This is a genomic window from Phytobacter cepae (assembly GCF_054165735.1).
In genome coordinates this window covers 4,880,765-4,904,592 of the sequence record NZ_CM135107.1, presented here as the reverse complement: position 1 = coordinate 4,904,592, position 23,828 = coordinate 4,880,765, and the positions used below count along the sequence as shown (strand labels likewise).

At 53.9% G+C, this 23,828-nt stretch carries 18 protein-coding genes, 2 tRNA genes and 2 rRNA genes; 18 read left to right on the top strand and 4 right to left on the bottom strand.

Translation table 11 applies throughout. The annotated features are described in order from the left end of the window. Positions 1 to 41: 41 nt before the first annotated feature. Positions 42 to 869, bottom strand: coding sequence for a dienelactone hydrolase family protein (locus tag ACUY4Q_RS22955; protein WP_458044930.1), 828 nt, complete (start codon positions 867 to 869; stop codon positions 42 to 44). 262 nt (positions 870 to 1,131) lie between these two features. Between ACUY4Q_RS22955 and udp the strand changes: the two genes are divergently transcribed. From udp to tatD, 8 genes are all read left to right on the top strand, one after another. Beyond that, positions 1,132 to 1,893, top strand: a complete 762-nt coding sequence (gene udp, locus ACUY4Q_RS22950) for a uridine phosphorylase (RefSeq protein WP_458044929.1) — start codon at positions 1,132 to 1,134, stop codon at positions 1,891 to 1,893. Between the two features lie 247 nt (positions 1,894 to 2,140). Beyond that, the gene (gene ubiE, locus ACUY4Q_RS22945; protein ID WP_458044928.1) at positions 2,141 to 2,896 is read left to right on the top strand and encodes a bifunctional demethylmenaquinone methyltransferase/2-methoxy-6-polyprenyl-1,4-benzoquinol methylase UbiE; all 756 of its coding nucleotides are present in this window, start codon (positions 2,141 to 2,143) and stop codon (positions 2,894 to 2,896) included. Between the two features lie 11 nt (positions 2,897 to 2,907). After that, complete coding sequence (gene ubiJ, locus ACUY4Q_RS22940) at positions 2,908 to 3,513, top strand: ubiquinone biosynthesis protein UbiJ (RefSeq protein WP_458044927.1); 606 nt, start codon at positions 2,908 to 2,910, stop codon at positions 3,511 to 3,513. Continuing rightward, positions 3,510 to 5,150, top strand: coding sequence for a ubiquinone biosynthesis regulatory protein kinase UbiB (ubiB, locus tag ACUY4Q_RS22935; RefSeq protein WP_458044926.1), 1,641 nt, complete (start codon positions 3,510 to 3,512; stop codon positions 5,148 to 5,150). The genes ubiJ and ubiB overlap by 4 nt, the downstream gene beginning before the upstream one ends. A 145-nt stretch (positions 5,151 to 5,295) precedes the next feature. Then, entirely contained in the window at positions 5,296 to 5,550 is a 255-nt protein-coding gene (gene tatA, locus ACUY4Q_RS22930) for a Sec-independent protein translocase subunit TatA (RefSeq protein WP_458044925.1), read from the top strand. Positions 5,551 to 5,553: 3 nt separating this feature from the next. Further along, a complete protein-coding gene (tatB, locus tag ACUY4Q_RS22925; protein WP_458044924.1) occupies positions 5,554 to 6,069 on the top strand; it encodes a Sec-independent protein translocase protein TatB in 516 nt (171 codons plus the stop codon). A gap of 2 nt (positions 6,070 to 6,071) precedes the next feature. Further along, positions 6,072 to 6,833 (top strand): Sec-independent protein translocase subunit TatC, encoded by a 762-nt coding sequence (tatC, locus tag ACUY4Q_RS22920; RefSeq protein WP_458044923.1) that lies wholly within the window; start codon positions 6,072 to 6,074, stop codon positions 6,831 to 6,833. Positions 6,834 to 6,874: 41 nt separating this feature from the next. Further along, positions 6,875 to 7,660, top strand: coding sequence for a 3'-5' ssDNA/RNA exonuclease TatD (gene tatD, locus ACUY4Q_RS22915; protein WP_458044922.1), 786 nt, complete (start codon positions 6,875 to 6,877; stop codon positions 7,658 to 7,660). Here the strand turns inward: tatD and rfaH are convergent. Continuing rightward, a complete protein-coding gene (gene rfaH, locus ACUY4Q_RS22910) occupies positions 7,647 to 8,135 on the bottom strand; it encodes a transcription/translation regulatory transformer protein RfaH (RefSeq protein WP_458044921.1) in 489 nt (162 codons plus the stop codon). The two genes, tatD and rfaH, sit on opposite strands and share 14 nt — an antisense overlap. Before the next feature lie 170 nt (positions 8,136 to 8,305). Between rfaH and ubiD the strand changes: the two genes are divergently transcribed. Both ubiD and fre read left to right on the top strand, forming a co-directional pair. Then, positions 8,306 to 9,799, top strand: coding sequence for a 4-hydroxy-3-polyprenylbenzoate decarboxylase (ubiD, locus tag ACUY4Q_RS22905; protein ID WP_458047425.1), 1,494 nt, complete (start codon positions 8,306 to 8,308; stop codon positions 9,797 to 9,799). Positions 9,800 to 9,859: 60 nt separating this feature from the next. Continuing rightward, complete coding sequence (gene fre / locus ACUY4Q_RS22900; protein ID WP_458044920.1) at positions 9,860 to 10,561, top strand: NAD(P)H-flavin reductase; 702 nt, start codon at positions 9,860 to 9,862, stop codon at positions 10,559 to 10,561. A gap of 276 nt (positions 10,562 to 10,837) precedes the next feature. On the opposite strand, the gene fadA is transcribed toward fre, so the two are convergent. Together fadA and fadB are read right to left on the bottom strand one after the other, a co-directional pair. Beyond that, positions 10,838 to 12,001: an acetyl-CoA C-acyltransferase FadA gene (fadA, locus tag ACUY4Q_RS22895; protein WP_458044919.1), complete on the bottom strand. Its 1,164-nt coding sequence runs from the start codon at positions 11,999 to 12,001 to the stop codon at positions 10,838 to 10,840. Positions 12,002 to 12,010: 9 nt separating this feature from the next. Beyond that, positions 12,011 to 14,200 carry a fatty acid oxidation complex subunit alpha FadB gene (gene fadB, locus ACUY4Q_RS22890; RefSeq protein WP_458044918.1) on the bottom strand — a complete coding sequence of 730 codons (2,190 nt, stop codon included), beginning with the start codon at positions 14,198 to 14,200 and terminating at the stop codon, positions 12,011 to 12,013. A 190-nt stretch (positions 14,201 to 14,390) separates the two neighbouring features. On the opposite strand from fadB, the gene pepQ reads away from it, so the two are divergent. The 8 genes from pepQ (at position 14,391) to ACUY4Q_RS22850 (ending at position 23,757) form a co-directional block, all read left to right on the top strand. After that, positions 14,391 to 15,722 (top strand): Xaa-Pro dipeptidase, encoded by a 1,332-nt coding sequence (gene pepQ / locus ACUY4Q_RS22885; RefSeq protein ID WP_458047424.1) that lies wholly within the window; start codon positions 14,391 to 14,393, stop codon positions 15,720 to 15,722. Next, complete coding sequence (locus tag ACUY4Q_RS22880) at positions 15,722 to 16,336, top strand: IMPACT family protein (RefSeq protein ID WP_458044917.1); 615 nt, start codon at positions 15,722 to 15,724, stop codon at positions 16,334 to 16,336. Before pepQ ends, ACUY4Q_RS22880 begins: the two co-directional genes overlap by 1 nt. A gap of 47 nt (positions 16,337 to 16,383) precedes the next feature. Next, positions 16,384 to 17,835 (top strand): Trk system potassium transporter TrkH, encoded by a 1,452-nt coding sequence (gene trkH, locus ACUY4Q_RS22875; RefSeq protein ID WP_458044916.1) that lies wholly within the window; start codon positions 16,384 to 16,386, stop codon positions 17,833 to 17,835. A gap of 11 nt (positions 17,836 to 17,846) precedes the next feature. Beyond that, positions 17,847 to 18,389, top strand: a complete 543-nt coding sequence (hemG, locus tag ACUY4Q_RS22870) for a menaquinone-dependent protoporphyrinogen IX dehydrogenase (protein WP_458044915.1) — start codon at positions 17,847 to 17,849, stop codon at positions 18,387 to 18,389. Between the two features lie 379 nt (positions 18,390 to 18,768). After that, a 16S ribosomal RNA gene (locus ACUY4Q_RS22865) occupies positions 18,769 to 20,308 on the top strand. Positions 20,309 to 20,379: 71 nt separating this feature from the next. After that, positions 20,380 to 20,456: transfer RNA gene (locus ACUY4Q_RS22860), tRNA-Ile, on the top strand. 111 nt (positions 20,457 to 20,567) lie between these two features. After that, positions 20,568 to 20,643 (top strand) — tRNA-Ala (locus ACUY4Q_RS22855). A gap of 208 nt (positions 20,644 to 20,851) precedes the next feature. Next, positions 20,852 to 23,757 (top strand): 23S ribosomal RNA (locus ACUY4Q_RS22850). Together the 16S and 23S rRNA genes with 2 tRNA genes alongside form the textbook arrangement of a ribosomal RNA operon. Positions 23,758 to 23,828: the final 71 nt, after the last annotated feature.

Below are 23,828 nucleotides of genomic sequence, written 5' to 3'. Positions count from 1 at the left end.
GTCCTTGCGGCAGCGGTAAAAAACATAAGACGTGCTGCGGGTTACGCCGCTGAGTTGTCGCGAGGCACGCCGCCTGATTTCGCAAACCAGTCCAGCATGCGCTGCCAGCCATCTTTGGCCGATTCCTCATGGTAGCTGGGGCGGTAATCGGCATTAAACGCATGCCCGGCATCCGGGTAGACGACGATTTCCGCATGGGCATTGGCGGCGCGCAATGCCTGGCGCATGGTCTCGATGGTGTCCTGAGGAATAGAATTATCCAGTGCGCCATACAGACCCAATACCGGCGCGCTAAGGTCGACGGCGATATCCACGGGGTGCTTGGGTGAGTTCAGGGATTTTTGCCCCACCAGCTTGCCGTACCAGGCGACCGCCGCTTTAAGCTGCGGATTGTGTGCGGCATAAAGCCAGGCAATTCTTCCTCCCCAGCAAAAACCGGTCGCCAGCAGACGCTGAGCATCACCGCCGTTGCGTGCCGCCCAATTGGCAACGTGATCGAGATCGGCCAGCACCTGTGCATCCGGCACTTTCGTCACCAGCCCGTCGTAAAGCGTCTGGATATCGGCAAAATCATTGGGATCGCCCTGGCGAAAATAGAGCTCCGGGGCGACGGCCAGGTAGCCTTCCTGGGCAAGGCGACGGCAGAGGTCGCGAATGTGTTCATGTACGCCAAAAATTTCCTGAATGACCAGCACTACCGGCAGATCGCCTGAGGCATTTTTAGGCCGCGCATGGTACGCAGGCATACTGTCGCCCTGGCTTGGGATCGTGGTTTCGCCGGCGATGATAGCGTCTTCCGGGGTGTGCAATGTTGTGGACGCATGAGGTGAAGCCGCGGGGGCGTAGCCCGGCAGGGTGTTGGTTGTCATGGCTTTCTCCATACCTTTTATTTAGCTATTAGCGCTTAGGTAACTATAGTCCGCTCAGGCGCAAACCTTCCTGTGAGAAAAAGGCTATCTTTGGAGCAGGGTTGCAAGAGTGAATATGTTAATGTGATGCGCATCACTATTTTATGGAAATGTTATGCAAACAAATTTCTTCATGGCGATCTCAGTCACGAAATTTTCTGCATCTCTTCTGTAAAGTATCTTTTTGCTTCTTCTGACTAAACCTGACCACAGAGGAGTCTGTATGTCCAAGTCTGATGTTTTTCATCTCGGCCTCACCAAAAACGATTTACAAGGGGCTACCCTGGCTATCGTCCCTGGCGATCCGGAGCGTGTGGAAAAGATCGCCGCGCTGATGGATAAGCCGGTTAAACTGGCATCTCACCGTGAATTTACCACCTGGCGCGCTGAGCTTGACGGTAAAGCGGTTATCGTCTGCTCTACCGGTATCGGTGGCCCATCTACCTCTATTGCCGTGGAAGAACTGGCCCAGTTGGGCATCCGTACCTTCCTGCGCATTGGTACCACCGGCGCCATTCAGCCGCACATTAATGTTGGCGATGTTCTGGTGACGACCGCTTCTGTCCGCCTCGACGGTGCCAGCCTGCACTTTGCGCCAATGGAATACCCAGCGGTGGCGGATTTTGAATGTACTACCGCGCTGGTTGAAGCGGCGAAATCTATCGGTGCGACCACCCATATCGGTGTTACCGCCTCTTCCGACACCTTCTATCCGGGCCAGGAGCGTTACGATACCTTCTCCGGCCGCGTCGTGAGCCGCTTTAAAGGCTCAATGGAAGAGTGGCAGGCAATGGGCGTGATGAACTATGAAATGGAATCCGCCACCCTGCTGACCATGTGCGCCAGCCAGGGCCTGCGCGCCGGTATGGTTGCCGGGGTTATCGTCAACCGTACCCAGCAGGAAATTCCGAACGCGGAAACCATGAAGCAGACCGAAAGCCACGCGGTGAAAATCGTCGTTGAAGCGGCGCGCCGTTTAATCTAATTCTGCTAACCTGCACCTAAGGCCGACCTGTTCGGCCTTTTTGTCTTTTGAGGGCGCGATAAATCTGGAAGTGGTGTACGCGAGGTGAAGATACGCCTTTTACCGTTCATCATTAACGCACGGTATTCATTCCTTATTGTTCTTATTTCCTCTGCAAACCGACATATCTCGCTAAGGTTGAAACGTAGGGCAATCTCGCCCAATCTGTTACACTTCACGAACATTTTCTTCAATAGCAGGCACTAAGATGGCGGAAGATTCAAACGAGACGACGCATTTTGGTTTTCAGACCGTCGCCAAAGATCAGAAGGCCGATATGGTGGCACACGTGTTCCACTCGGTCGCCTCGAAATATGATGTGATGAATGATTTGATGTCCATGGGCATCCATCGTTTATGGAAACGCTTCACCATTGACTGTAGTGGCGTACGCCGTGGGCAGAAAGTGCTCGACCTGGCGGGCGGCACCGGTGATTTGACGGCAAAATTCTCCCGTCTGGTTGGTGAAACGGGTCAGGTCGTGCTGGCAGATATCAACGACTCCATGCTGAAGATGGGGCGTGAAAAGCTGCGCAACATTGGCATCATCGGCAACGTGGAATATGTGCAGGCCAATGCCGAAGCCTTGCCATTCCCCGATAACACCTTTGATTGCATCACCATCTCGTTCGGCCTGCGTAATGTCACCGAAAAAGAGAAAGCGCTGAAGTCGATGTACCGCGTACTGAAACCGGGCGGTCGTTTACTGGTGCTGGAATTCTCCAAGCCTGTTATTGAGCCGCTGAGTAAAGTCTACGACGCCTACTCTTTCCATGTGTTGCCGCGCATTGGTCAGTTGGTTGCCAGCGATGCCGAAAGCTATCGCTATCTGGCTGAATCCATCCGCATGCACCCCGATCAGGAAACCCTGAAAGCGATGATGCAGGGCGCAGGTTTTGAAAACGTGGATTACTACAACCTGACGGCGGGTGTGGTTGCGCTGCATCGTGGCTATAAGTTCTGACAGGAGTTTATATGCCCTTTAAGCCATTGGTGAATGCGGGAATTGAAGGGGTTTTCAACACCTTTATTTACCGTGAAAAAGCCTTAAAGCCGGCTCGCCAGCGTTTGCAGGGAAAAGTCCTGCGCGTCGAACTCAAAGAGTTCACCTCACCGCTTGTACTGGCGTTCAGTGAGCGTCAGGTCGATGTTCTGGGTGAGTGGGAAGGCGAGGCCGACTGCACGGTGGTGACCCGTCTGCGTGTCCTGCCAACGCTTCGCGATCGTCAGCAGTTAACGGCCCTGATTCGCTCCGGCGATCTGGAAGTGCAGGGTGATATCCAGGTGGTTCAGAACCTGGTCGCCCTGATGGATCTGGCGGAGTTTGATGTCGCTGAGTTGCTGGCTCCCTATACCGGGGATGTCGCTGCGGAAGGCATCGGGAAAACGCTGCGGGCGGGGGCCTCTTTTGTGCAGCACGGCTTCAAACGCCAGCAGCGTTATGTCGCAGAGGTCGTTACCGAAGAGTGGCGTCTTGCACCCGGTGCGCTGGAAGTGGCCTGGCTTGCGGAAGAGACTGCTGCGGTTGAACGTGCGACCGACGCCTTAATCAAACGAATGGATAAACTGGAGGGCAAATGACGCCAGGAGAAATTCGGCGCCTCTATTTCATCATCCAGACTTTTTTGAGTTACGGCCTTGATGAACTCATCCCCAAAATGCGCATCACGCTGCCGCTACGCCTGTGGCGAAGAACGCTATTCTGGATGCCAAATCGGCACAAAGAGAAACAACTGGGCGAGCGCCTGCGTCTCGCCTTGCAAGAGCTGGGGCCGGTCTGGATTAAATTTGGTCAGATGCTCTCCACGCGTCGGGACCTTTTCCCTCCACTGATTGCCGACCAACTGGCGATGCTGCAGGACAGGGTTGCGCCCTTTGATGGCCATCTTGCCAAAAAGCAGATTGAAAAAGCCATGGGCGATCGGCCTGTTGAAGCCTGGTTCGATGATTTCGACATTCAGCCCCTGGCCTCGGCATCCATCGCGCAGGTGCACACCGCACGGCTGAAAGAGAATGGCAAAGAGGTGGTCATTAAGGTGATCCGCCCGGACATCATGCCTATCATTAAAGCCGATTTGAAACTGATCTATCGTCTGGCGGGCTGGGTGCCGCGCCTGCTGCCGGATGGGCGTCGTCTGCGTCCGCAGGAAGTGGTGCGCGAGTATGAAAAAACGCTGATTGACGAGTTGGATCTGCTGCGCGAAGCGGCGAATGCGATTCAGCTGCGCCGCAACTTTGATAACAGCTCAATGCTGTATGTTCCTGAAGTCTATTCCGACTATTGCAGCCAGAATATGATGGTCATGGAGCGCATCTACGGCATCCCGGTTTCTGACGTGGTGACGCTGGAAAAAAACGGGACCAATATGAAGCTGCTTGCCGAGCGTGGCGTGCAGGTCTTCTTTACACAAGTCTTCCGTGACAGCTTCTTCCATGCTGACATGCACCCCGGCAATATCTTCGTCAGCTTCGAGCACCCGGAAGATCCGCAGTATATCGGCATTGATTGCGGCATCGTTGGCTCGTTGAACAAAGAAGATAAGCGCTATCTTGCTGAGAACTTTATCGCTTTCTTCAATCGCGACTACCGTAAGGTTGCCGAACTGCACGTCGATTCAGGCTGGGTTCCGCCGGACACCAACGTCGAAGAGTTTGAATTTGCTATTCGTACCGTCTGCGAACCGATTTTTGAAAAACCGCTGGCAGAAATATCCTTTGGTCACGTCTTGCTGAATCTGTTTAACACCGCGCGCCGCTTCAATATGGAAGTGCAACCTCAGCTGGTGCTGTTGCAGAAGACCTTGCTGTATGTTGAAGGGGTAGGGCGGCAGCTTTATCCACAGCTCGATTTGTGGAAAACCGCGAAACCCTTCCTCGAAACCTGGATCAAAGATCAGGTCGGGCTGCCGGCGCTGGTCAGGGCGGTGAAAGAAAAAGGGCCGTTCTGGATCGAAAAAATGCCAGAACTTCCTGAACTGATTTACAACAGTTTGCGCCATGGCAAGCAACTACAGATTAGTGTTGATAAAATCGCGTCTGAATTGCACACAAGCCGGGTGCGCCAGGGGCAATCGCGTTATTTATTCGGTATTGGCGCGACATTGTTGCTAAGTGGCACATTATTGCTGATTAATCGCCCGGAATGGGGGCTTAATCCCGGTTGGTTAATGGCAGCGGGTGCGATGGCCTGGCTTATTGGCTGGCGCAAAACGCGCTAATTTTCACCTCGCTCCCGGAAGGCCCGGTAGCCTATACCCCGACTCATTCACGTGGCAGGCAGGCGGCAACGCACATGCAACTTGAAGTATGACGGGTATATACTGAGGCCTGTTTTTTTTCATCATCACTTACAGAGGACTGTGTATGGGTGGTATCAGTATTTGGCAGTTAGTGATCATCGCAGTTATCGTCGTACTGCTGTTCGGAACGAAAAAGCTGGGCTCTATCGGTTCTGATTTAGGTGCTTCAATCAAAGGCTTTAAAAAAGCCATGAGTGACGATGACAAGCAGGATAAAGATAAGTCTGCAGAAGATGCGGATTTCACGGCTAAATCCCTTGCTGACAAGCAAGAAGATGTGAAAAAAGACGAAAAGCGTCACGACAAAGAGCAGGTGTAATCCGTGTTTGATATTGGTTTCGGTGAGCTTTTATTAGTCTTCGTGATCGGCCTTGTGGTGCTGGGCCCGCAACGTTTACCCGTTGCGGTACGCACGGTAGCAGGCTGGGTCAGAGCCCTGCGCTCTCTTGCCACCACGGTGCAAAATGAGCTGGCGCAAGAACTTAAGATGCAAGAGTTTCAGGACAGCCTGAAGAAAGTTGAAAAGGCGAGTCTGGAAAACCTGACGCCGGAGCTCAAAGCCTCGATGGATGAGTTGCGTCACGCGGCAGAGTCAATGAAGCGTTCTTATACCGCCAACGATCCGGAAAAATCGAGTGACGAGGCCCACACCATCCATAACCCGATAGTGAAAGGCAATGAAGAACAGCACGAGGGCGTAACGCCTTCCACGGCGGAAAATCAGGCCAGCGCGCCGGAACAAGCCCCTGATGCGGTGGACGTGAATAAAACCGAGACGCCGACAGCGGAAACCAAACCGGCTTCCAACATTCCCTCTTCCCCAAGTGATAAATTCTGAACATGGCTGTTGATGATACCCAACCGCTCATCGCGCACCTGATTGAGCTGCGTAAGCGCCTGCTAAATTGCATCATTGCGGTGATGGTGATTTTCCTGGCGCTGGTTTACTTCGCGAACGACATCTACCATCTGGTCTCCGCGCCGCTGATTAAGCAGCTGCCGCAGGGCGCGACGATGATCGCGACCGATGTGGCATCGCCCTTTTTCACGCCGATCAAACTGACCTTTATGGTGTCGTTGATTCTCTCTGCGCCGGTTGTCTTGTACCAGGTGTGGGCGTTTATCGCCCCGGCGCTCTACCGCCATGAGCGCAGGTTGGTGGTGCCGCTGTTGGTCTCCAGCTCGCTGCTGTTCTATATCGGTATGGCATTCGCCTATTTTGTGGTCTTCCCTCTGGCGTTTGGTTTTTTAGCCAACACGGCGCCGGAAGGAGTGCTGGTCTCAACCGATATTGCCAGTTATCTCAGCTTCGTCATGGCGCTGTTTATGGCCTTTGGCGTCTCCTTTGAGGTGCCGGTAGCCATTGTGCTGCTGTGCTGGATGGGCGTAACGACGCCGGAATCCTTACGCCAGAAACGTCCGTATGTGCTGGTGGGGGCGTTTGTCGTCGGCATGCTGCTCACGCCGCCGGATGTCTTCTCCCAGACGCTGCTGGCCATCCCGATGTACTGCCTGTTTGAGGTTGGCGTCTTCTTTGCGCGTTTCTACACGGGCAAGGGGCGCCGTAGCGAACAGGATGAAGAAGAGTCCACCGAAGAGTAAATTCAACCGCCCGCCAGGGCGGTTGTTGTATGGAGCGAAGCATGTTTGATATTGGCGTAAACCTCACCAGTTCCCAGTTTTCCCACGATCGTGACGAGGTGGTTGCCCGTGCTCAGGCCGCAGACCTGAGCGGCATGTTACTGACTGGCACCAACTTGCACGAAAGTCAGCAGGCACAGCAGTTTGCGCGTCTGTACCCGCACTGCTGGTCCACCGCCGGCGTGCATCCTCATGACAGCAGCAGTTGGACCCAGGAGACGGAAAGCAACATTCGCGAACTCGCAGCGCTGCCTGAGGTGGTGGCCATCGGCGAGTGCGGCCTCGATTTTAACCGTAATTTCTCGACGCCTGAGGCGCAGGAGAGGGCGTTTGTTGCACAATTGGCGCTGGCCTCGGAACTTTCAATGCCGGTCTTTCTGCACTGCCGCGATGCCCATTCGCGCTTTTTGACACTGCTCGATCCGTGGCTCGACAAGCTGCCTGGCGCGGTCTTGCACTGTTTTACCGGCACGCTGAGTGAGGCGCAGGATTGCCTTGATCGAGGCATGTATCTGGGAATAACCGGCTGGGTTTGCGATGAGCGTCGTGGGCTGGAACTGCGCGAGGTGCTGCCCCATATTCCCGCTGAGCGCCTGTTTGTGGAAACGGATGCCCCTTATTTGCTGCCACGAGATCTCGCGACGAAGCCCAAATCCAGACGCAACGAACCTGCGTATCTTAAGCATATTCTGCAGAGTGTGGCCGGGCTGCGTGGGGACGACGTGGCGTGGCTGGATAAGGTTCTCGATAATAACGTCGAGACGCTTTTTGGGATTAGGCTTTCTTAAAATCGGTGTTTTTGATGCTCTGCATAACCTGTTTGTTCAGCAGGTTGAGCAGCAGCATGGAGCGTGCTTCGCCGTCTGGCTCTTTGAAAATGGCCTGCAGCCCTTCCAGTGCCCCTTCGGTGATGATGACCTGGTCGCCTGGATAAGGTGTTTCAGGATCGGTCACCCCGTCAGGCTTATAAAGCGAGAGCTGGTGAATGACCGTCGAAGGCACGAGCGCCGGATGGGCGCCAAAGCGAACGAAGTGGCTGACGCCGCGCGTGGCGTTAATCGTGGTGGTATGAATGGTTTCCGGATCGAATTCCACAAACAGATAGTTGGGGAACAGAGGTTCGCTGACTGTCGTACGTTTACCGCGGACCATTTTCTCCAGTGCGATCATTGGCGTCAGGCAGTTTACCGCCTGGCGTTGGAGGTGTTCCTGGGCGCGCTGAAGCTGGCCTCGTTTGCAGTAAAGTAGATACCAGGATTGCATAATGTTCTTTTCCGGAAGTTCGGAATGCAAGAATATCAAATGCACGCTGCGATGGCTAAGTTGATTATACGTCTCGCTCGCATTACCCGTTGTATTTCACCTCAATTTAACAAAATTACAGCAACGTGAAGATGAACACCGTATAATAAAGCGCTAATCAAGAGGCCAGCATAAACCCCATGAAATACCACGATCTACGCGATTTTCTGACGCTGCTTGAGCAGCAGGGCGAACTCAAACGCATTACGCTGCCGGTTGATCCTCACCTTGAGATAACGGAGATTGCTGACCGTACGCTACGTGCGGGTGGCCCGGCGTTGCTGTTTGAAAACCCGAAAGGCTACACCATGCCTGTCTTATGCAACCTGTTCGGTACCCCACGCCGCGTTGCATTAGGGATGGGGCAGGAAGATGTCAGCGCGTTGCGCGAAGTAGGGAAATTACTGGCTTTTTTGAAAGAGCCGGAGCCGCCAAAAGGCTTTCGCGATCTCTTCGACAAGCTGCCACAGTTCAAGCAAGTCCTCAACATGCCAACCCGCCGACTGCGCGGTGCGCCTTGCCAGCAAAAAGTGGTGCAGGGTGACGATGTCGACCTGACAACAATCCCGATTATGCAGTGCTGGCCTGAGGATGCGGCACCCCTTATCACCTGGGGACTGACTGTGACCCGTGGGCCGCATAAAGAGCGGCAGAACCTTGGCATTTATCGTCAGCAGCTGATTGGCAAAAATAAGCTGATTATGCGCTGGTTATCTCACCGTGGCGGCGCACTCGATTTTCAGGAGTGGTGTAAAGCGCATCCGGGCGAGCGTTTCCCCGTTGCTGTTGCATTAGGCGCAGACCCAGCGACAATACTGGGGGCGGTGACGCCAGTGCCTGATACGCTGTCTGAGTATGCGTTTGCCGGTCTGTTGCGTGGCAACAAGACGGAAGTCGTTAAGTGTATCTCAAATGACTTAGAAGTCCCTGCCAGTGCGGAAATCGTCCTGGAGGGCTATATTGAGCCGGGTGAGATGGCGCCGGAAGGGCCCTATGGTGACCACACGGGTTACTATAATGAAATCGACAACTTCCCGGTTTTCACCGTTACGCATATCACGCAGCGTGAAAACGCGATCTATCACTCAACCTATACCGGTCGGCCGCCAGATGAGCCTGCGGTGCTGGGTGTGGCGCTGAATGAAGTGTTCGTTCCGATTTTGCAAAAGCAGTTCCCGGAGATCGTCGATTTTTATCTGCCGCCGGAAGGGTGTTCCTATCGCCTTGCGGTGGTCACCATGAAGAAACAGTACGCAGGCCACGCAAAACGCGTCATGATGGGTGTCTGGTCATTCTTGCGCCAGTTTATGTACACCAAGTTTGTGATTGTGTGCGATGACGATGTCAACGCCCGCGACTGGAACGACGTGATTTGGGCCATTACCACGCGTATGGACCCGGCCCGCGATACGGTGTTAATTGAAAACACGCCGATTGATTACCTGGACTTTGCCTCGCCGGTTTCCGGCCTTGGCTCAAAAATGGGACTGGATGCCACCAACAAATGGCCCGGCGAAACCCAGCGTGAATGGGGTCGCCCAATCAGAAAGGATCCTGAGGTGACGGCGCGTATCGACGCCATCTGGGATGAACTGGCCATTTTTAGCGACGGTAAAGGTGCATAACGCACCACCGTTTTTCGCCTGACACTACGATAACAAGTATGAACCCGACAGAGGGAGCGCATGACAACCTTAAGCTGTAAAGTGACCTCGGTAGATGCCATCACCGATACCGTATATCGCGTACGTTTAGTGCCGGAAGCGGCTTTTTCTTTTCGCGCTGGCCAGTACTTAATGGTAGTGATGGATGAACGAGACAAACGCCCCTTCTCCATAGCTTCAACCCCCGATCAGCACGAGTATATTGAGCTGCATATTGGTGCGTCGGAAATCAATCTCTACGCCATGGCGGTGATGGATCGCATTCTCAAGGATCGTGAAGTGGTTGTTGATATTCCACACGGCGAAGCCTGGCTGCGTGATGACGAAGAACGTCCGTTAGTGCTGATTGCCGGGGGGACCGGCTTCTCCTACGCGCGTTCTATTCTGTTAACGGCGCTGGCTCAGAATCCTGACCGTGATATCACCATTTACTGGGGCGGTCGCGAAGAGAAACATCTCTACGATCTGGCTGAACTGGAAGCCCTCTCTGTCAACCACCCGAATCTGCGTGTTGAAGCCGTGGTCGAGCAGCCGGATGAAAACTGGCGTGGCCGTAACGGTACGGTACTGACTGCAGTATTACAGGATTTTGGTACCCTGGCGGAGCACGACATCTACATTGCCGGCCGTTTTGAAATGGCGAAGATTGCCCGTGACCTGTTCTGTAACGAACGCGGTGCACGTGAAGACCGCCTGTTCGGCGATGCATTCGCGTTTATTTAAGAAACAAAAAACCCGCCCCTGACGGGCGGGAAAAACGGCAACTAAACTGTCTCTCTTCGCCAGTGACGCCATAACTGCGTTGACTGCGCTCGCTCACCCGAATCACTTACTTCAGTAAGCTCATCGGGATTTGCTCGCTTGCCGCCTTGTTCTGGCGCCATTGGCTTTGAGATACTTTTGTGTAGGTCGGGCAAGCGCAGCGCCCCCGGCAAACATGCCGGATGGCGACGCCCAGGCGTCTTATCCGGCCTACGATTATGGATGCCGGAGCGCGTGTTACACCCGCTCGAATACCGTCGCGATACCCTGACCCAACCCGATACACATCGTTGCCAGACCAAACTGGGCATCTTTGCGTTCCATCAGATTAAGGAGCGTGGTGCTGATACGTGTACCGGAACAACCCAGTGGATGGCCGAGTGCGATCGCGCCACCGTTGAGGTTGATCTTCTCGTCTATCTGCTCCATCAGCCCCAGATCTTTAATGCATGGCAGGATCTGCGCGGCGAAGGCCTCATTCATTTCAAACAGGTCGATATCTCCCACGGCGAGTCCGGCTTTTTTCAGCGCCAGTTGTGATGCCGGCACCGGACCGTAGCCCATGATCGACGGATCGCAGCCGACCACAGCCATCGAACGCACACGGGCGCGCGCTTTCAACCCTAACTCACGGGCGCGGTTTTCGCTCATTACCAGCATGGCGGAAGCGCCATCTGAGAGAGCGGAAGACGTCCCTGCGGTCACCGTGCCGTTCACCGGATCAAACGCCGGTCGCAGCGCCGAGAGCGCCTCAACGGTGGTTTCCGGGCGGATAACTTCGTCGTAGTTAAACTGTTTGAGCACGCCGTCTGCGTCATGACCCCCGGTGGGGATGATTTCATTTCTGAACGCACCGGATTGCGTGGCGGCCCAGGCGCGAGCGTGAGAGCGGGCGGCAAACGCATCCTGCATCTCACGGCTGATACCATGCATGCGCGACAGCATTTCTGCCGTCAGCCCCATCATTCCCGCCGCTTTGGCGACGTTACGACTCATGCCCGGATGAAAATCCACGCCGTGGCTCATTGGCACGTGCCCCATATGCTCCACGCCGCCGACGAGACATGCCTGCGCGTCGCCGGTCATAATCATGCGCGCCGCGTCATGCAATGCCTGCATTGATGAACCGCACAAGCGGTTGACGGTCACGGCGGGCACCGAATGGGGGATTTCTGCCAATAACGCAGCGTTACGGGCGATGTTGAAGCCCTGCTCCAGCGTCTGCTGTACGCAGCCCCAGTAGATATCGTCCAGAGCAGTAGCGTCCAGCGCCGGGTTTCGCGCCAGCAGGCTACGCATTAAGTGTGCGGAGAGATCTTCTGCCCGCACGTTGCGAAAAGCCCCGCCCTTTGAACGGCCCATCGGGGTACGAATCGCATCGACAATGACAACCTGTTCCATTGTGACTCCTTAAGCCGTTTTCAGCTCGCCAACCGGACGGGCTGGCTCAACCTGGGGATAGTACGGTTCGTTATGGCGCGCTTTTTCGCGCAGACCTTCCGGCACTTTATACAACGGACCGAGATGCTGATACTGCTGGGCCATATCGAGATATTTTGCGCTGCCGAGCGTATCAAGCCAACGGAACGCGCCACCGTGGAACGGCGGGAAGCCCAGACCATAGACCAGCGCCATATCGGCTTCCGCCGGGCTGGAGATAATGCCCTCTTCCAGGCAACGCACCACTTCGTTGACCATCGGGATCATCATGCGGGCGATAATCTCTTCATCGCTGAAATCACGCTTCGGCTGGCTGACGTCTGCCAGCAGGCTATCGACCGCAGCATCCTCTTCCTTCTTCGGCTTACCTTTGCTGTCTTCTTTATAGCGCCAGAAGCCGAGGCCATTTTTCTGGCCGAAACGGTTAGCGTCGAACAGGGCATCGATCGCATCGCGATAATCTTTCTGCATCCGCTGCGGGAAGCCTGCTGCCATCACTACCTGCGCGTGATGCGCAGTATCAATGCCGACCACATCCAGCAAATACGCCGGGCCCATCGGCCAGCCAAACTGTTTTTCCATCACTTTGTCGACTTTGCGGAAATCCGCGCCGTCGCGCAGTAACTGACTGAAGCCGGCAAAGTAGGGGAACAGCACGCGGTTGACGAAGAAGCCGGGGCAGTCGTTGACCACAATCGGCGTTTTGCCCATCTTGCTGGCCCACGCCACCACTTTGGCGAGGGTGCTATCAGACGTTTTTTCGCCGCGAATGACCTCAACCAGCGGCATCCGGTGCACCGGGTTAAAGAAATGCATGCCGCAGAAGTTTTCCGGGCGTTTGAGTACGCTCGCCAACTCGCTGATGGGGATCGTCGAGGTATTCGATGCCAGCACGGTATCCGGGCGGACTTTGTCTTCCGTTTCCGCCAGTACCGCTTTTTTGACTTTCGGGTTTTCAACCACCGCTTCAACGACCACGTCAACACGGTCAAAACCGCTGTAGTCGAGGGTCGGATGAATGGTTGAGATGACGCCGGCCAGTTTCAGACCGTCAATTTTTCCGCGCTCAAGCTGCTTATTAAGCAGCTTGCTGGCTTCGGTCATGCCAAGCGTCAGTGACTTGTCGTTGATATCCTTCATCACCACCGGCACCCCTTTCCAGGCTGACTGGTAAGCAATACCGCCACCCATAATGCCAGCGCCGAGTACGGCAGCCTGTTTGGGTGTTTCAACCTCTTTGGTCAGTTTCTTCGCTTTGCCTTTCACAAACTGATCGTTGAGGAAGATGCCAACCAGGGCGCGGGCTTCTTTACTATGCGCCAGCGGAACGAAACTTTGGTTTTCGAGCTTCAGCGCTTCATCACGGCCAAAGCGTGCAGCCGCTTCGATGGTCTTCACTGCCGTTATCGGGGCGGGGTAGTGTTTTCCTGCGGTCTGCGCGACCATGCCTTTGGCAATGGTAAAGCTCATGGCCGCTTCGATTTTGCTTAAGTGCAGTGGCTCCAGCTTCGGCTGGCGTTTGGCTTTCCAGTCAAGATCGCCACTTATGGCCTGACGCAGAATGGCAATGGCACCTTCTTTCAGCTTCTCTGCTTTTACCACGCCGTCCACCAGGCCGATTTTCAGCGCCTCTTCGGCACCCACATCTTTACCGGCTGCGATTATCTCCAGCGCGCTGTCTGCCCCGAGCAGGCGCGGCAGGCGCACTGAACCGCCAAAGCCCGGCATGATGCCGAGTTTGGTTTCCGGCAGCCCGATGCGTAGATCGGGGGTAGCCAGGCGGTAATCCGTCGCCAGGACACATTCGCAACCTCCGCCCAGCGCGTAGCCATTCACGGCGGAAATCGTCGGTACCGGCAAATCTTCCAGTCGGCTGAAGACGCTGTTAGCAAAATGGAGCCAACTGCTCAGTTGCTCTGCAGGAACCAGGAACAGGGAGAGGAATTCGGTGATGTCTGCACCGACAATAAATGCCGCTTTTTCAGAACGCAGTAGCAGGGCTTTTAAATCGGCGTGCTTTTCCAGCACGTCCAGCGCCTCACCGAGGCTGGCAACGGTTGCCGTATCAAGTTTGTTCACTGAGCCGGGGGCGTCGAACACCAGTTCGGCAATGCCGTCTTCCAGCCAGTTGAGATATAGGGTTTCGCCTTTGTAGAGCATGTCAGTCTCCTGAATCCAGCAAGATGATCTGGTCGTACCAGATGAGGCGAAGTGTGGATTTTATGTTAATAAATTGCAAATTTATCATTAAGAAATTGCAGGGCCGATCACGCTCAGTGGAAATCTCGCTCCCTGATGGAGCTGTGCTAAGATGCGAAAACATGAGGTCAAAAAAACAGAAGGAAGAATGATGGACTCACTGGCCGCGCTATATAAAAATCATATCGTTACGTTACAGGAACGTACCCGCGATGTACTGGCCCGTTTTAAGCTCGATGCGCTGTTGATTCACTCCGGTGAACTGTTCAATGTCTTTCTCGACGATCATCCTTATCCGTTTAAAGTGAATCCACAGTTCAAAGCCTGGGTGCCGGTAACCCAGGTTCCGAATTGTTGGTTGTTGGTGGATGGGGTGAATAAACCTAAGTTGTGGTTCTACCTGCCAGTTGATTACTGGCACAACGTGGAGCCGCTGCCGACATCCTTCTGGACCGAAGAGGTTGAGGTTATCGCATTGCCGAAAGCGGACGGAATTGGCAGCCAACTGCCCGCTTCGCGTGGCAATATCGGTTATATTGGCCCGGTCCCCGAACGCGCTCTCGCGCTGGATATCACTGCCAGCAACATCAACCCGAAAGGGGTGATTGATTACCTGCACTACTATCGTGCCTATAAAACCGATTATGAACTGGCGTGCATGCGTGAAGCGCAGAAAACCGCAGTTAACGGACATCACGCGGCGGAAGAGGCTTTCCGTTCCGGCATGAGCGAGTTCGATATTAATCTTGCATACCTGACGGCCACCGGTCATCGTGATACCGATGTGCCATACAGCAATATCGTGGCGCTGAATGAGCATGCTTCCGTGCTGCATTACACGAAGCTGGATCACCGCGCGCCTGCCGAGTTGCGTAGCTTCCTGCTGGATGCCGGCGCGGAATATAACGGTTATGCCGCCGACCTGACCCGTACCTGGTCTGCGAACAGTGATAACGACTACGCCCACCTGGTGAAAGACGTTAACGATGAGCAACTGGCGCTGATTAGTACCCTGAAAACCGGGGTCAACTATCTCGAGTATCATCTTCAGTTCCATCAACGTATTGCTAAATTGCTGCGTAAACACCAAATCATCACTGACATCAGTGAAGAAGCGATGGTCGAGAACGATCTCACCGGGCCGTTTATGCCGCACGGTATCGGGCATCCGCTGGGGCTGCAGGTGCATGACGTTGCCGGTTTTATGCAGGATGATACCGGCACGCATCTGGCAGCGCCGTCGAAATACCCGTACCTGCGTTGCACTCGTGTGCTGCAGCCACGTATGGTGCTGACTATTGAACCGGGCATCTATTTTATTGACTCTCTGCTGGCCCCATGGCGTGAAGGTCCGTTCAGTCAGCATTTCAACTGGCAGAAAATTGAAGCGCTGAAGCCGTTTGGTGGCGTTCGTATTGAAGACAACGTTGTCATTCATGAGAACAGCATTGAGAACATGACGCGGGATCTGAAACTGGCGTAATGGAAAGCTGGCTGATACCGGACGCGCCGGTTACCGTTGTTGAAGAGATCAAAAAGAGCCGCTTCATTACGCTACTGGCGCATACCGATGGCGTAGAGGCGGCGAAGAGCTTTGTGGAATCGGTTCGGGCAGCGCACCCGGACGCACGTCACCATTGTGTGGCCTGGGTTGCCGGGCCGCCAGATGATTCCCAACAGCTGGGCTTTTCTGACGATGGTGAACCCGCCGGTACCGCCGGAAAACCGATCCTCGCCCAGTTAATGGGAAGCGGGGTCGGAGAAATCACCGCCGTCGTTGTGCGCTACTACGGCGGCATACTGTTAGGCACTGGTGGGCTGGTAAAAGCCTACGGTGGCGGTGTCAGCCAGGCGCTTGCCCTGCTCACGACGCAGCGCAAGACGCCATTAACCGAATATACGGTGCAATGTGAATATGGGCAGTTGGCGGGCATCGAAACCCTGCTCGGGCAGTTCGCCGGGAAAATTGTCGCGAGTGAATACCAGGCTGCTGTCCGCCTTCGGGTCGCGCTGCCACTCTCTGAAGTGACGGCTTTTTCACTAAAACTCGCTGATTTCAGTCGCGGTGCGTTGCATTTAGATAAGATTGAAGAATAATCCCCACCTGGTTTTCGCACACTTTACTATCTAAGGAAGCGGCAGAGATGCATTTTCGCGCCATAACCCGAATCGTTGGCCTGCTTATCATCCTCTTTTCCGGGACGATGATTCTGCCGGGGCTGGTGGCCTTACTCTACCGCGATGGGGCGGGGCGAGCATTTACCCAAACATTTTTTGTTGCGCTGGCGATTGGTTCCCTTTTGTGGTGGCCAAACCGCCGCGAAAAGAGTGAGCTGAAATCCCGCGAGGGCTTTCTCATCGTCGTCCTGTTCTGGACGGTGCTGGGCAGCGTGGGTGCGCTGCCGTTCATCTTTTCCGAAAGCCCCAACCTGACAATAACCGATGCGTTTTTTGAATCTTTCTCAGGGTTAACCACCACTGGTGCCACGACGCTGGTAGGGCTGGATTCGTTACCGCACGCCATTCTCTTTTATCGACAGATGCTGCAATGGTTCGGCGGGATGGGGATCATCGTGCTGGCGGTGGCGATTCTGCCTATTCTGGGCGTGGGGGGGATGCAGCTTTACCGTGCCGAAATGCCGGGCCCGTTGAAAGACAACAAAATGCGTCCGCGAATTGCCGAAACAGCGAAAACCTTGTGGCTTATTTATGTCTTGCTGACCATCGCCTGCGCGCTGGCACTGTGGTTTGCCGGTATGCCCGCCTTTGACGCTATTGGTCATAGCTTCTCAACCATCGCGATTGGCGGCTTCTCAACCCATGACGCCAGCGTGGGCTATTTCGACAGCCCGACGATCAACACGATTATTGCCATCTTCCTGCTGATCTCTGGTTGTAATTACGGCCTGCACTTCTCTTTATTAAGCGGACGTAATTTAAAGGTCTATTGGCGTGACCCTGAGTTCAGAATGTTTATTGGGGTGCAACTGACGCTGGTGGTTATCTGTACCGTGGTGCTGTGGTTCCATAACGTCTATGCCTCTGCGGTAACCACGCTCAATCAGGCGTTCTTCCAGGTAGTCTCAATGGCGACCACCGCTGGCTTCACCACGGACAGTATTGCACGCTGGCCGCTCTTCCTGCCGGTGCTGTTACTGTGCTCTGCTTTTATTGGTGGCTGTGCAGGATCGACGGGCGGGGGGCTGAAGGTCATCCGCATCCTGTTACTGTTCAAACAGGGCAACCGCGAACTGAAACGTCTGGTGCACCCGAATGCGGTGTACAGCATTAAATTAGGTAACCGTGCGCTGCCTGAACGTATCCTCGAAGCAGTATGGGGATTCTTCTCGGCCTATGCGTTGGTGTTTATCGTTAGCATGCTGGCTATCATTGCCACCGGCGTAGATGACTTCTCAGCGTTTGCTTCTGTTGTGGCGACGCTTAATAACCTGGGGCCTGGCCTCGGCGTGGTGGCAGACAACTTTGCCAGTATGAATCCAGTGGCAAAATGGATTTTGATTGCCAATATGCTGTTTGGTCGTCTTGAGGTCTTTACCTTATTAGTACTTTTCACTCCCACCTTCTGGCGCGAATAAGGACGTAACACGTGAAAACATTGATTCTGTTTTCGACCCGCGATGGACAGACGCATGAGATTGCAAACACGATTGCTGCCGAGCTCCGGGGGCTGGGTATCGAGAGTGATGTGGTTAATCTTAATGATGCACAAAACGTTCTCTGGGACGCTTATGACCGGGTCGTGATAGGCGCCTCCATTCGCTATGGTCATTTCAACCCGGTGCTGGACAGTTTTGTGAAACAGCACGGTGAAACCTTGAGCCGTCTGCCTGGGGCATTCTTCTCTGTAAACCTGGTGGCGCGTAAGCCGGAAAAGAACACGCCGGAGACAAACAGCTATACGCAGAAGTTCCTGGCGCGATCTCCATGGCAGCCTGATGCCTGCGCCGTCTTTGCTGGTGCGTTACGTTACCCGCGCTACCGCTGGTTTGATCGCCTGATGATTCAACTCATTATGAAAATGACGGGCGGGGAAACCGATACGCGTAAAGAAGTGGTCTATACCGACTGGCAGCAAGTGAGCCTGTTTGCCCATAAAATCGCTCAGTTAAACCGCAATTCGTCTCTTTAATAAACTTTACGAATGAAATTTGAGCGAACGATAATTTTTTTGAATTTTATACTTGTCAGCCCGGAATAACTCCCTATAATGCGCCTCCACTGACACGGAACAACGGCATACACGCCGCCGGGTCAGCGGGGTTCCACTGAGAACCTCGTAGAGAAAAGCAAAAATTAATGCTTGACTCTGAAGCGGGAAAGCGTAATATGCACACCCCGCGCCGCAGCGAAAATACAGCGGCACTGCTCTTTAACAATTTATCAGACAATCTGTGTGGGCACTCAAAGTGACATGGATTCTTAATGTCTCCGGACAATAAATGAATACCAAGTCTCAAAGAGTGAACACGTAATTCATTACGAAGTTTAATTCTACGAGCATCAAACTTAAATTGAAGAGTTTGATCATGGCTCAGATTGAACGCTGGCGGCAGGCCTAACACATGCAAGTCGAACGGTAGCACAGAGAGCTTGCTCTCGGGTGACGAGTGGCGGACGGGTGAGTAATGTCTGGGAAACTGCCTGATGGAGGGGGATAACTACTGGAAACGGTAGCTAATACCGCATAACGTCGCAAGACCAAAGAGGGGGACCTTCGGGCCTCTTGCCATCAGATGTGCCCAGATGGGATTAGCTAGTAGGTGGGGTAACGGCTCACCTAGGCGACGATCCCTAGCTGGTCTGAGAGGATGACCAGCCACACTGGAACTGAGACACGGTCCAGACTCCTACGGGAGGCAGCAGTGGGGAATATTGCACAATGGGCGCAAGCCTGATGCAGCCATGCCGCGTGTATGAAGAAGGCCTTCGGGTTGTAAAGTACTTTCAGCGGGGAGGAAGGCGATACGGTTAATAACCGTGTCGATTGACGTTACCCGCAGAAGAAGCACCGGCTAACTCCGTGCCAGCAGCCGCGGTAATACGGAGGGTGCAAGCGTTAATCGGAATTACTGGGCGTAAAGCGCACGCAGGCGGTCTGTCAAGTCGGATGTGAAATCCCCGGGCTCAACCTGGGAACTGCATTCGAAACTGGCAGGCTTGAGTCTTGTAGAGGGGGGTAGAATTCCAGGTGTAGCGGTGAAATGCGTAGAGATCTGGAGGAATACCGGTGGCGAAGGCGGCCCCCTGGACAAAGACTGACGCTCAGGTGCGAAAGCGTGGGGAGCAAACAGGATTAGATACCCTGGTAGTCCACGCTGTAAACGATGTCGACTTGGAGGTTGTTCCCTTGAGGAGTGGCTTCCGGAGCTAACGCGTTAAGTCGACCGCCTGGGGAGTACGGCCGCAAGGTTAAAACTCAAATGAATTGACGGGGGCCCGCACAAGCGGTGGAGCATGTGGTTTAATTCGATGCAACGCGAAGAACCTTACCTACTCTTGACATCCAGAGAACTTAGCAGAGATGCTTTGGTGCCTTCGGGAACTCTGAGACAGGTGCTGCATGGCTGTCGTCAGCTCGTGTTGTGAAATGTTGGGTTAAGTCCCGCAACGAGCGCAACCCTTATCCTTTGTTGCCAGCGGTCCGGCCGGGAACTCAAAGGAGACTGCCAGTGATAAACTGGAGGAAGGTGGGGATGACGTCAAGTCATCATGGCCCTTACGAGTAGGGCTACACACGTGCTACAATGGCATATACAAAGAGAAGCGACCTCGCGAGAGCAAGCGGACCTCATAAAGTATGTCGTAGTCCGGATCGGAGTCTGCAACTCGACTCCGTGAAGTCGGAATCGCTAGTAATCGTGGATCAGAATGCCACGGTGAATACGTTCCCGGGCCTTGTACACACCGCCCGTCACACCATGGGAGTGGGTTGCAAAAGAAGTAGGTAGCTTAACCTTCGGGAGGGCGCTTACCACTTTGTGATTCATGACTGGGGTGAAGTCGTAACAAGGTAACCGTAGGGGAACCTGCGGTTGGATCACCTCCTTACCTTAAAGAACCTGCCTTTGTAGTGCTCACACAGATTGTCTGATGAAAATTAGCAGTAAAGCAATCTCTGCAGGCTTGTAGCTCAGGTGGTTAGAGCGCACCCCTGATAAGGGTGAGGTCGGTGGTTCAAGTCCACTCAGGCCTACCAAATTTTCCCTGAATGCTGCGTTGTGAAACAGCTCGCATACCTCAGTATGCTTCGCCGTTACACGCCTTGCCTCAGGAAAAATTCCGGTAAACAGAGATTCAGTATTACGATGGGGTTATAGCTCAGCTGGGAGAGCGCCTGCCTTGCACGCAGGAGGTCTGCGGTTCGATCCCGCATAGCTCCACCATCCTTTACTGCACATGATAAGAAAACTTCAGAGTGTACCTGAAAAGGTTCACTGCGAAGTTTTGCTCTTTAAAAATCTGGATCAAGCTGAAAATTGAAACGACACATCGTGTCTGTTCTCCGTAATAAGAACAGAATGACGGTGTGTTCGAGTCTCTCAAATTTTCACGACACTGAACGGTGTTTTACGAAACATCTTCGGGTTGTGAGGTTAAGCGACTAAGCGTACACGGTGGATGCCCTGGCAGTCAGAGGCGATGAAGGGCGTGCTAATCTGCGATAAGCGTCGGCGAGGTGATATGAACCTTTGACCCGGCGATACCCGAATGGGGAAACCCAGTGTGTTTCGACACACTATCATGTCATGAATACATAGTGGCATGAGGCGAACCGGGGGAACTGAAACATCTAAGTACCCCGAGGAAAAGAAATCAACCGAGATTCCCCCAGTAGCGGCGAGCGAACGGGGAGGAGCCCAGAGTCTGAATCAGCATGTGTGTTAATGGAAGCGTCTGGAAAGTCGCACGATACAGGGTGAAAGTCCCGTACATGAAAGTGCATATGTTGTGAACTCGAAGAGTAGGGCGGGACACGTGGTATCCTGTCTGAATATGGGGGGACCATCCTCCAAGGCTAAATACTCCTGACTGACCGATAGTGAACCAGTACCGTGAGGGAAAGGCGAAAAGAACCCCGGCGAGGGGAGTGAAAAAGAACCTGAAACCGTGTACGTACAAGCAGTGGGAGCACCTTCGTGGTGTGACTGCGTACCTTTTGTATAATGGGTCAGCGACTTATATTCTGTAGCAAGGTTAACCGTATAGGGGAGCCGCAGGGAAACCGAGTCTTAACTGGGCGTTAAGTTGCAGGGTATAGACCCGAAACCCGGTGATCTAGCCATGGGCAGGTTGAAGGTTGGGTAACACTAACTGGAGGACCGAACCGACTAATGTTGAAAAATTAGCGGATGACCTGTGGCTGGGGGTGAAAGGCCAATCAAACCGGGAGATAGCTGGTTCTCCCCGAAAGCTATTTAGGTAGCGCCTCGTGAATTCATCTTCGGGGGTAGAGCACTGTTTCGGCTAGGGGGTCATCCCGACTTACCAACCCGATGCAAACTACGAATACCGAAGAATGTTATCACGGGAGACACACGGCGGGTGCTAACGTCCGTCGTGAAGAGGGAAACAACCCAGACCGCCAGCTAAGGTCCCAAAGTCATGGTTAAGTGGGAAACGATGTGGGAAGGCACAGACAGCCAGGATGTTGGCTTAGAAGCAGCCATCATTTAAAGAAAGCGTAATAGCTCACTGGTCGAGTCGGCCTGCGCGGAAGATGTAACGGGGCTAAACCATGCACCGAAGCTGCGGCAGCGACGCTTATGCGTTGTTGGGTAGGGGAGCGTTCTGTAAGCCGTTGAAGGTGACCTGTGAGGGTTGCTGGAGGTATCAGAAGTGCGAATGCTGACATAAGTAACGATAAAGCGGGTGAAAAGCCCGCTCGCCGGAAGACCAAGGGTTCCTGTCCAACGTTAATCGGGGCAGGGTGAGTCGACCCCTAAGGCGAGGCCGAAAGGCGTAGTCGATGGGAAACAGGTTAATATTCCTGTACTTGGTGTTACTGCGAAGGGGGGACGGAGAAGGCTATGTTAGCCGGGCGACGGTTGTCCCGGTTTAAGCATGTAGGCGGAGGTTCCAGGTAAATCCGGTACCTTTTTAACGCTGAGGTGTGATGACGAGGCACTACGGTGCTGAAGTAACAAATGCCCTGCTTCCAGGAAAAGCCTCTAAGCATCAGGTAACACAAAATCGTACCCCAAACCGACACAGGTGGTCAGGTAGAGAATACCAAGGCGCTTGAGAGAACTCGGGTGAAGGAACTAGGCAAAATGGTGCCGTAACTTCGGGAGAAGGCACGCTGATGGTAGGTGAAGCGACTTGCTCGTGGAGCTGAACTCAGTCGAAGATACCAGCTGGCTGCAACTGTTTATTAAAAACACAGCACTGTGCAAACACGAAAGTGGACGTATACGGTGTGACGCCTGCCCGGTGCCGGAAGGTTAATTGATGGGGTTATCCGTAAGGAGAAGCTCTTGATCGAAGCCCCGGTAAACGGCGGCCGTAACTATAACGGTCCTAAGGTAGCGAAATTCCTTGTCGGGTAAGTTCCGACCTGCACGAATGGCGTAATGATGGCCAGGCTGTCTCCACCCGAGACTCAGTGAAATTGAACTCGCTGTGAAGATGCAGTGTACCCGCGGCAAGACGGAAAGACCCCGTGAACCTTTACTATAGCTTGACACTGAACATTGAGCCTTGATGTGTAGGATAGGTGGGAGGCTTTGAAGCGTGGACGCCAGTCTGCGTGGAGCCAACCTTGAAATACCACCCTTTAATGTTTGATGTTCTAACGTAGACCCGTGATCCGGGTTGCGGACAGTGTCTGGTGGGTAGTTTGACTGGGGCGGTCTCCTCCTAAAGTGTAACGGAGGAGCACGAAGGTTAGCTAATCCTGGTCGGACATCAGGAGGTTAGTGCAATGGCATAAGCTAGCTTGACTGCGAGAGTGACGGCTCGAGCAGGTGCGAAAGCAGGTCATAGTGATCCGGTGGTTCTGAATGGAAGGGCCATCGCTCAACGGATAAAAGGTACTCCGGGGATAACAGGCTGATACCGCCCAAGAGTTCATATCGACGGCGGTGTTTGGCACCTCGATGTCGGCTCATCACATCCTGGGGCTGAAGTAGGTCCCAAGGGTACGGCTGTTCGCCGTTTAAAGTGGTACGCGAGCTGGGTTTAGAACGTCGTGAGACAGTTCGGTCCCTATCTGCCGTGGGCGCTGGAGAATTGAGGGGGGCTGCTCCTAGTACGAGAGGACCGGAGTGGACGCATCACTGGTGTTCGGGTTGTCATGCCAATGGCATTGCCCGGTAGCTAAATGCGGAAAAGATAAGTGCTGAAAGCATCTAAGCACGAAACTTGCCCCGAGATGAGTTCTCCCTGACCCTTTAAGGGTCCTGAAGGAACGTTGAAGACGACGACGTTGATAGGTCGGGTGTGTAAGCGTAGCGATACGTTGAGCTAACCGATACTAATGAACCGTGAGGCTTAACCTTACAACGCCGAAGGTGTTTTGGCGTGATTTGAGAGATTTTCAGCTTAGATTCAGAGTCCGAAGGATTTTGCG

Coding starts and splice junctions, on each gene's coding strand:
- ubiJ (WP_458044927.1), top strand. CDS start 2,908: ATGCCCTTTAAGCCATTGGTGAATGCGGGAATTGAAGGGGTTTTCAAC.
- udp (WP_458044929.1), top strand. CDS start 1,132: ATGTCCAAGTCTGATGTTTTTCATCTCGGCCTCACCAAAAACGATTTA.
- ubiE (WP_458044928.1), top strand. CDS start 2,141: ATGGCGGAAGATTCAAACGAGACGACGCATTTTGGTTTTCAGACCGTC.
- trkH (WP_458044916.1), top strand. CDS start 16,384: ATGCATTTTCGCGCCATAACCCGAATCGTTGGCCTGCTTATCATCCTC.
- rfaH (WP_458044921.1), bottom strand. CDS start 8,135: ATGCAATCCTGGTATCTACTTTACTGCAAACGAGGCCAGCTTCAGCGC.
- pepQ (WP_458047424.1), top strand. CDS start 14,391: ATGGACTCACTGGCCGCGCTATATAAAAATCATATCGTTACGTTACAG.
- fre (WP_458044920.1), top strand. CDS start 9,860: ATGACAACCTTAAGCTGTAAAGTGACCTCGGTAGATGCCATCACCGAT.
- tatC (WP_458044923.1), top strand. CDS start 6,072: ATGGCTGTTGATGATACCCAACCGCTCATCGCGCACCTGATTGAGCTG.
- fadA (WP_458044919.1), bottom strand. CDS start 12,001: ATGGAACAGGTTGTCATTGTCGATGCGATTCGTACCCCGATGGGCCGT.
- ACUY4Q_RS22880 (WP_458044917.1), top strand. CDS start 15,722: ATGGAAAGCTGGCTGATACCGGACGCGCCGGTTACCGTTGTTGAAGAG.
- fadB (WP_458044918.1), bottom strand. CDS start 14,200: ATGCTCTACAAAGGCGAAACCCTATATCTCAACTGGCTGGAAGACGGC.
- ubiB (WP_458044926.1), top strand. CDS start 3,510: ATGACGCCAGGAGAAATTCGGCGCCTCTATTTCATCATCCAGACTTTT.
- tatA (WP_458044925.1), top strand. CDS start 5,296: ATGGGTGGTATCAGTATTTGGCAGTTAGTGATCATCGCAGTTATCGTC.
- tatD (WP_458044922.1), top strand. CDS start 6,875: ATGTTTGATATTGGCGTAAACCTCACCAGTTCCCAGTTTTCCCACGAT.
- ACUY4Q_RS22955 (WP_458044930.1), bottom strand. CDS start 869: ATGACAACCAACACCCTGCCGGGCTACGCCCCCGCGGCTTCACCTCAT.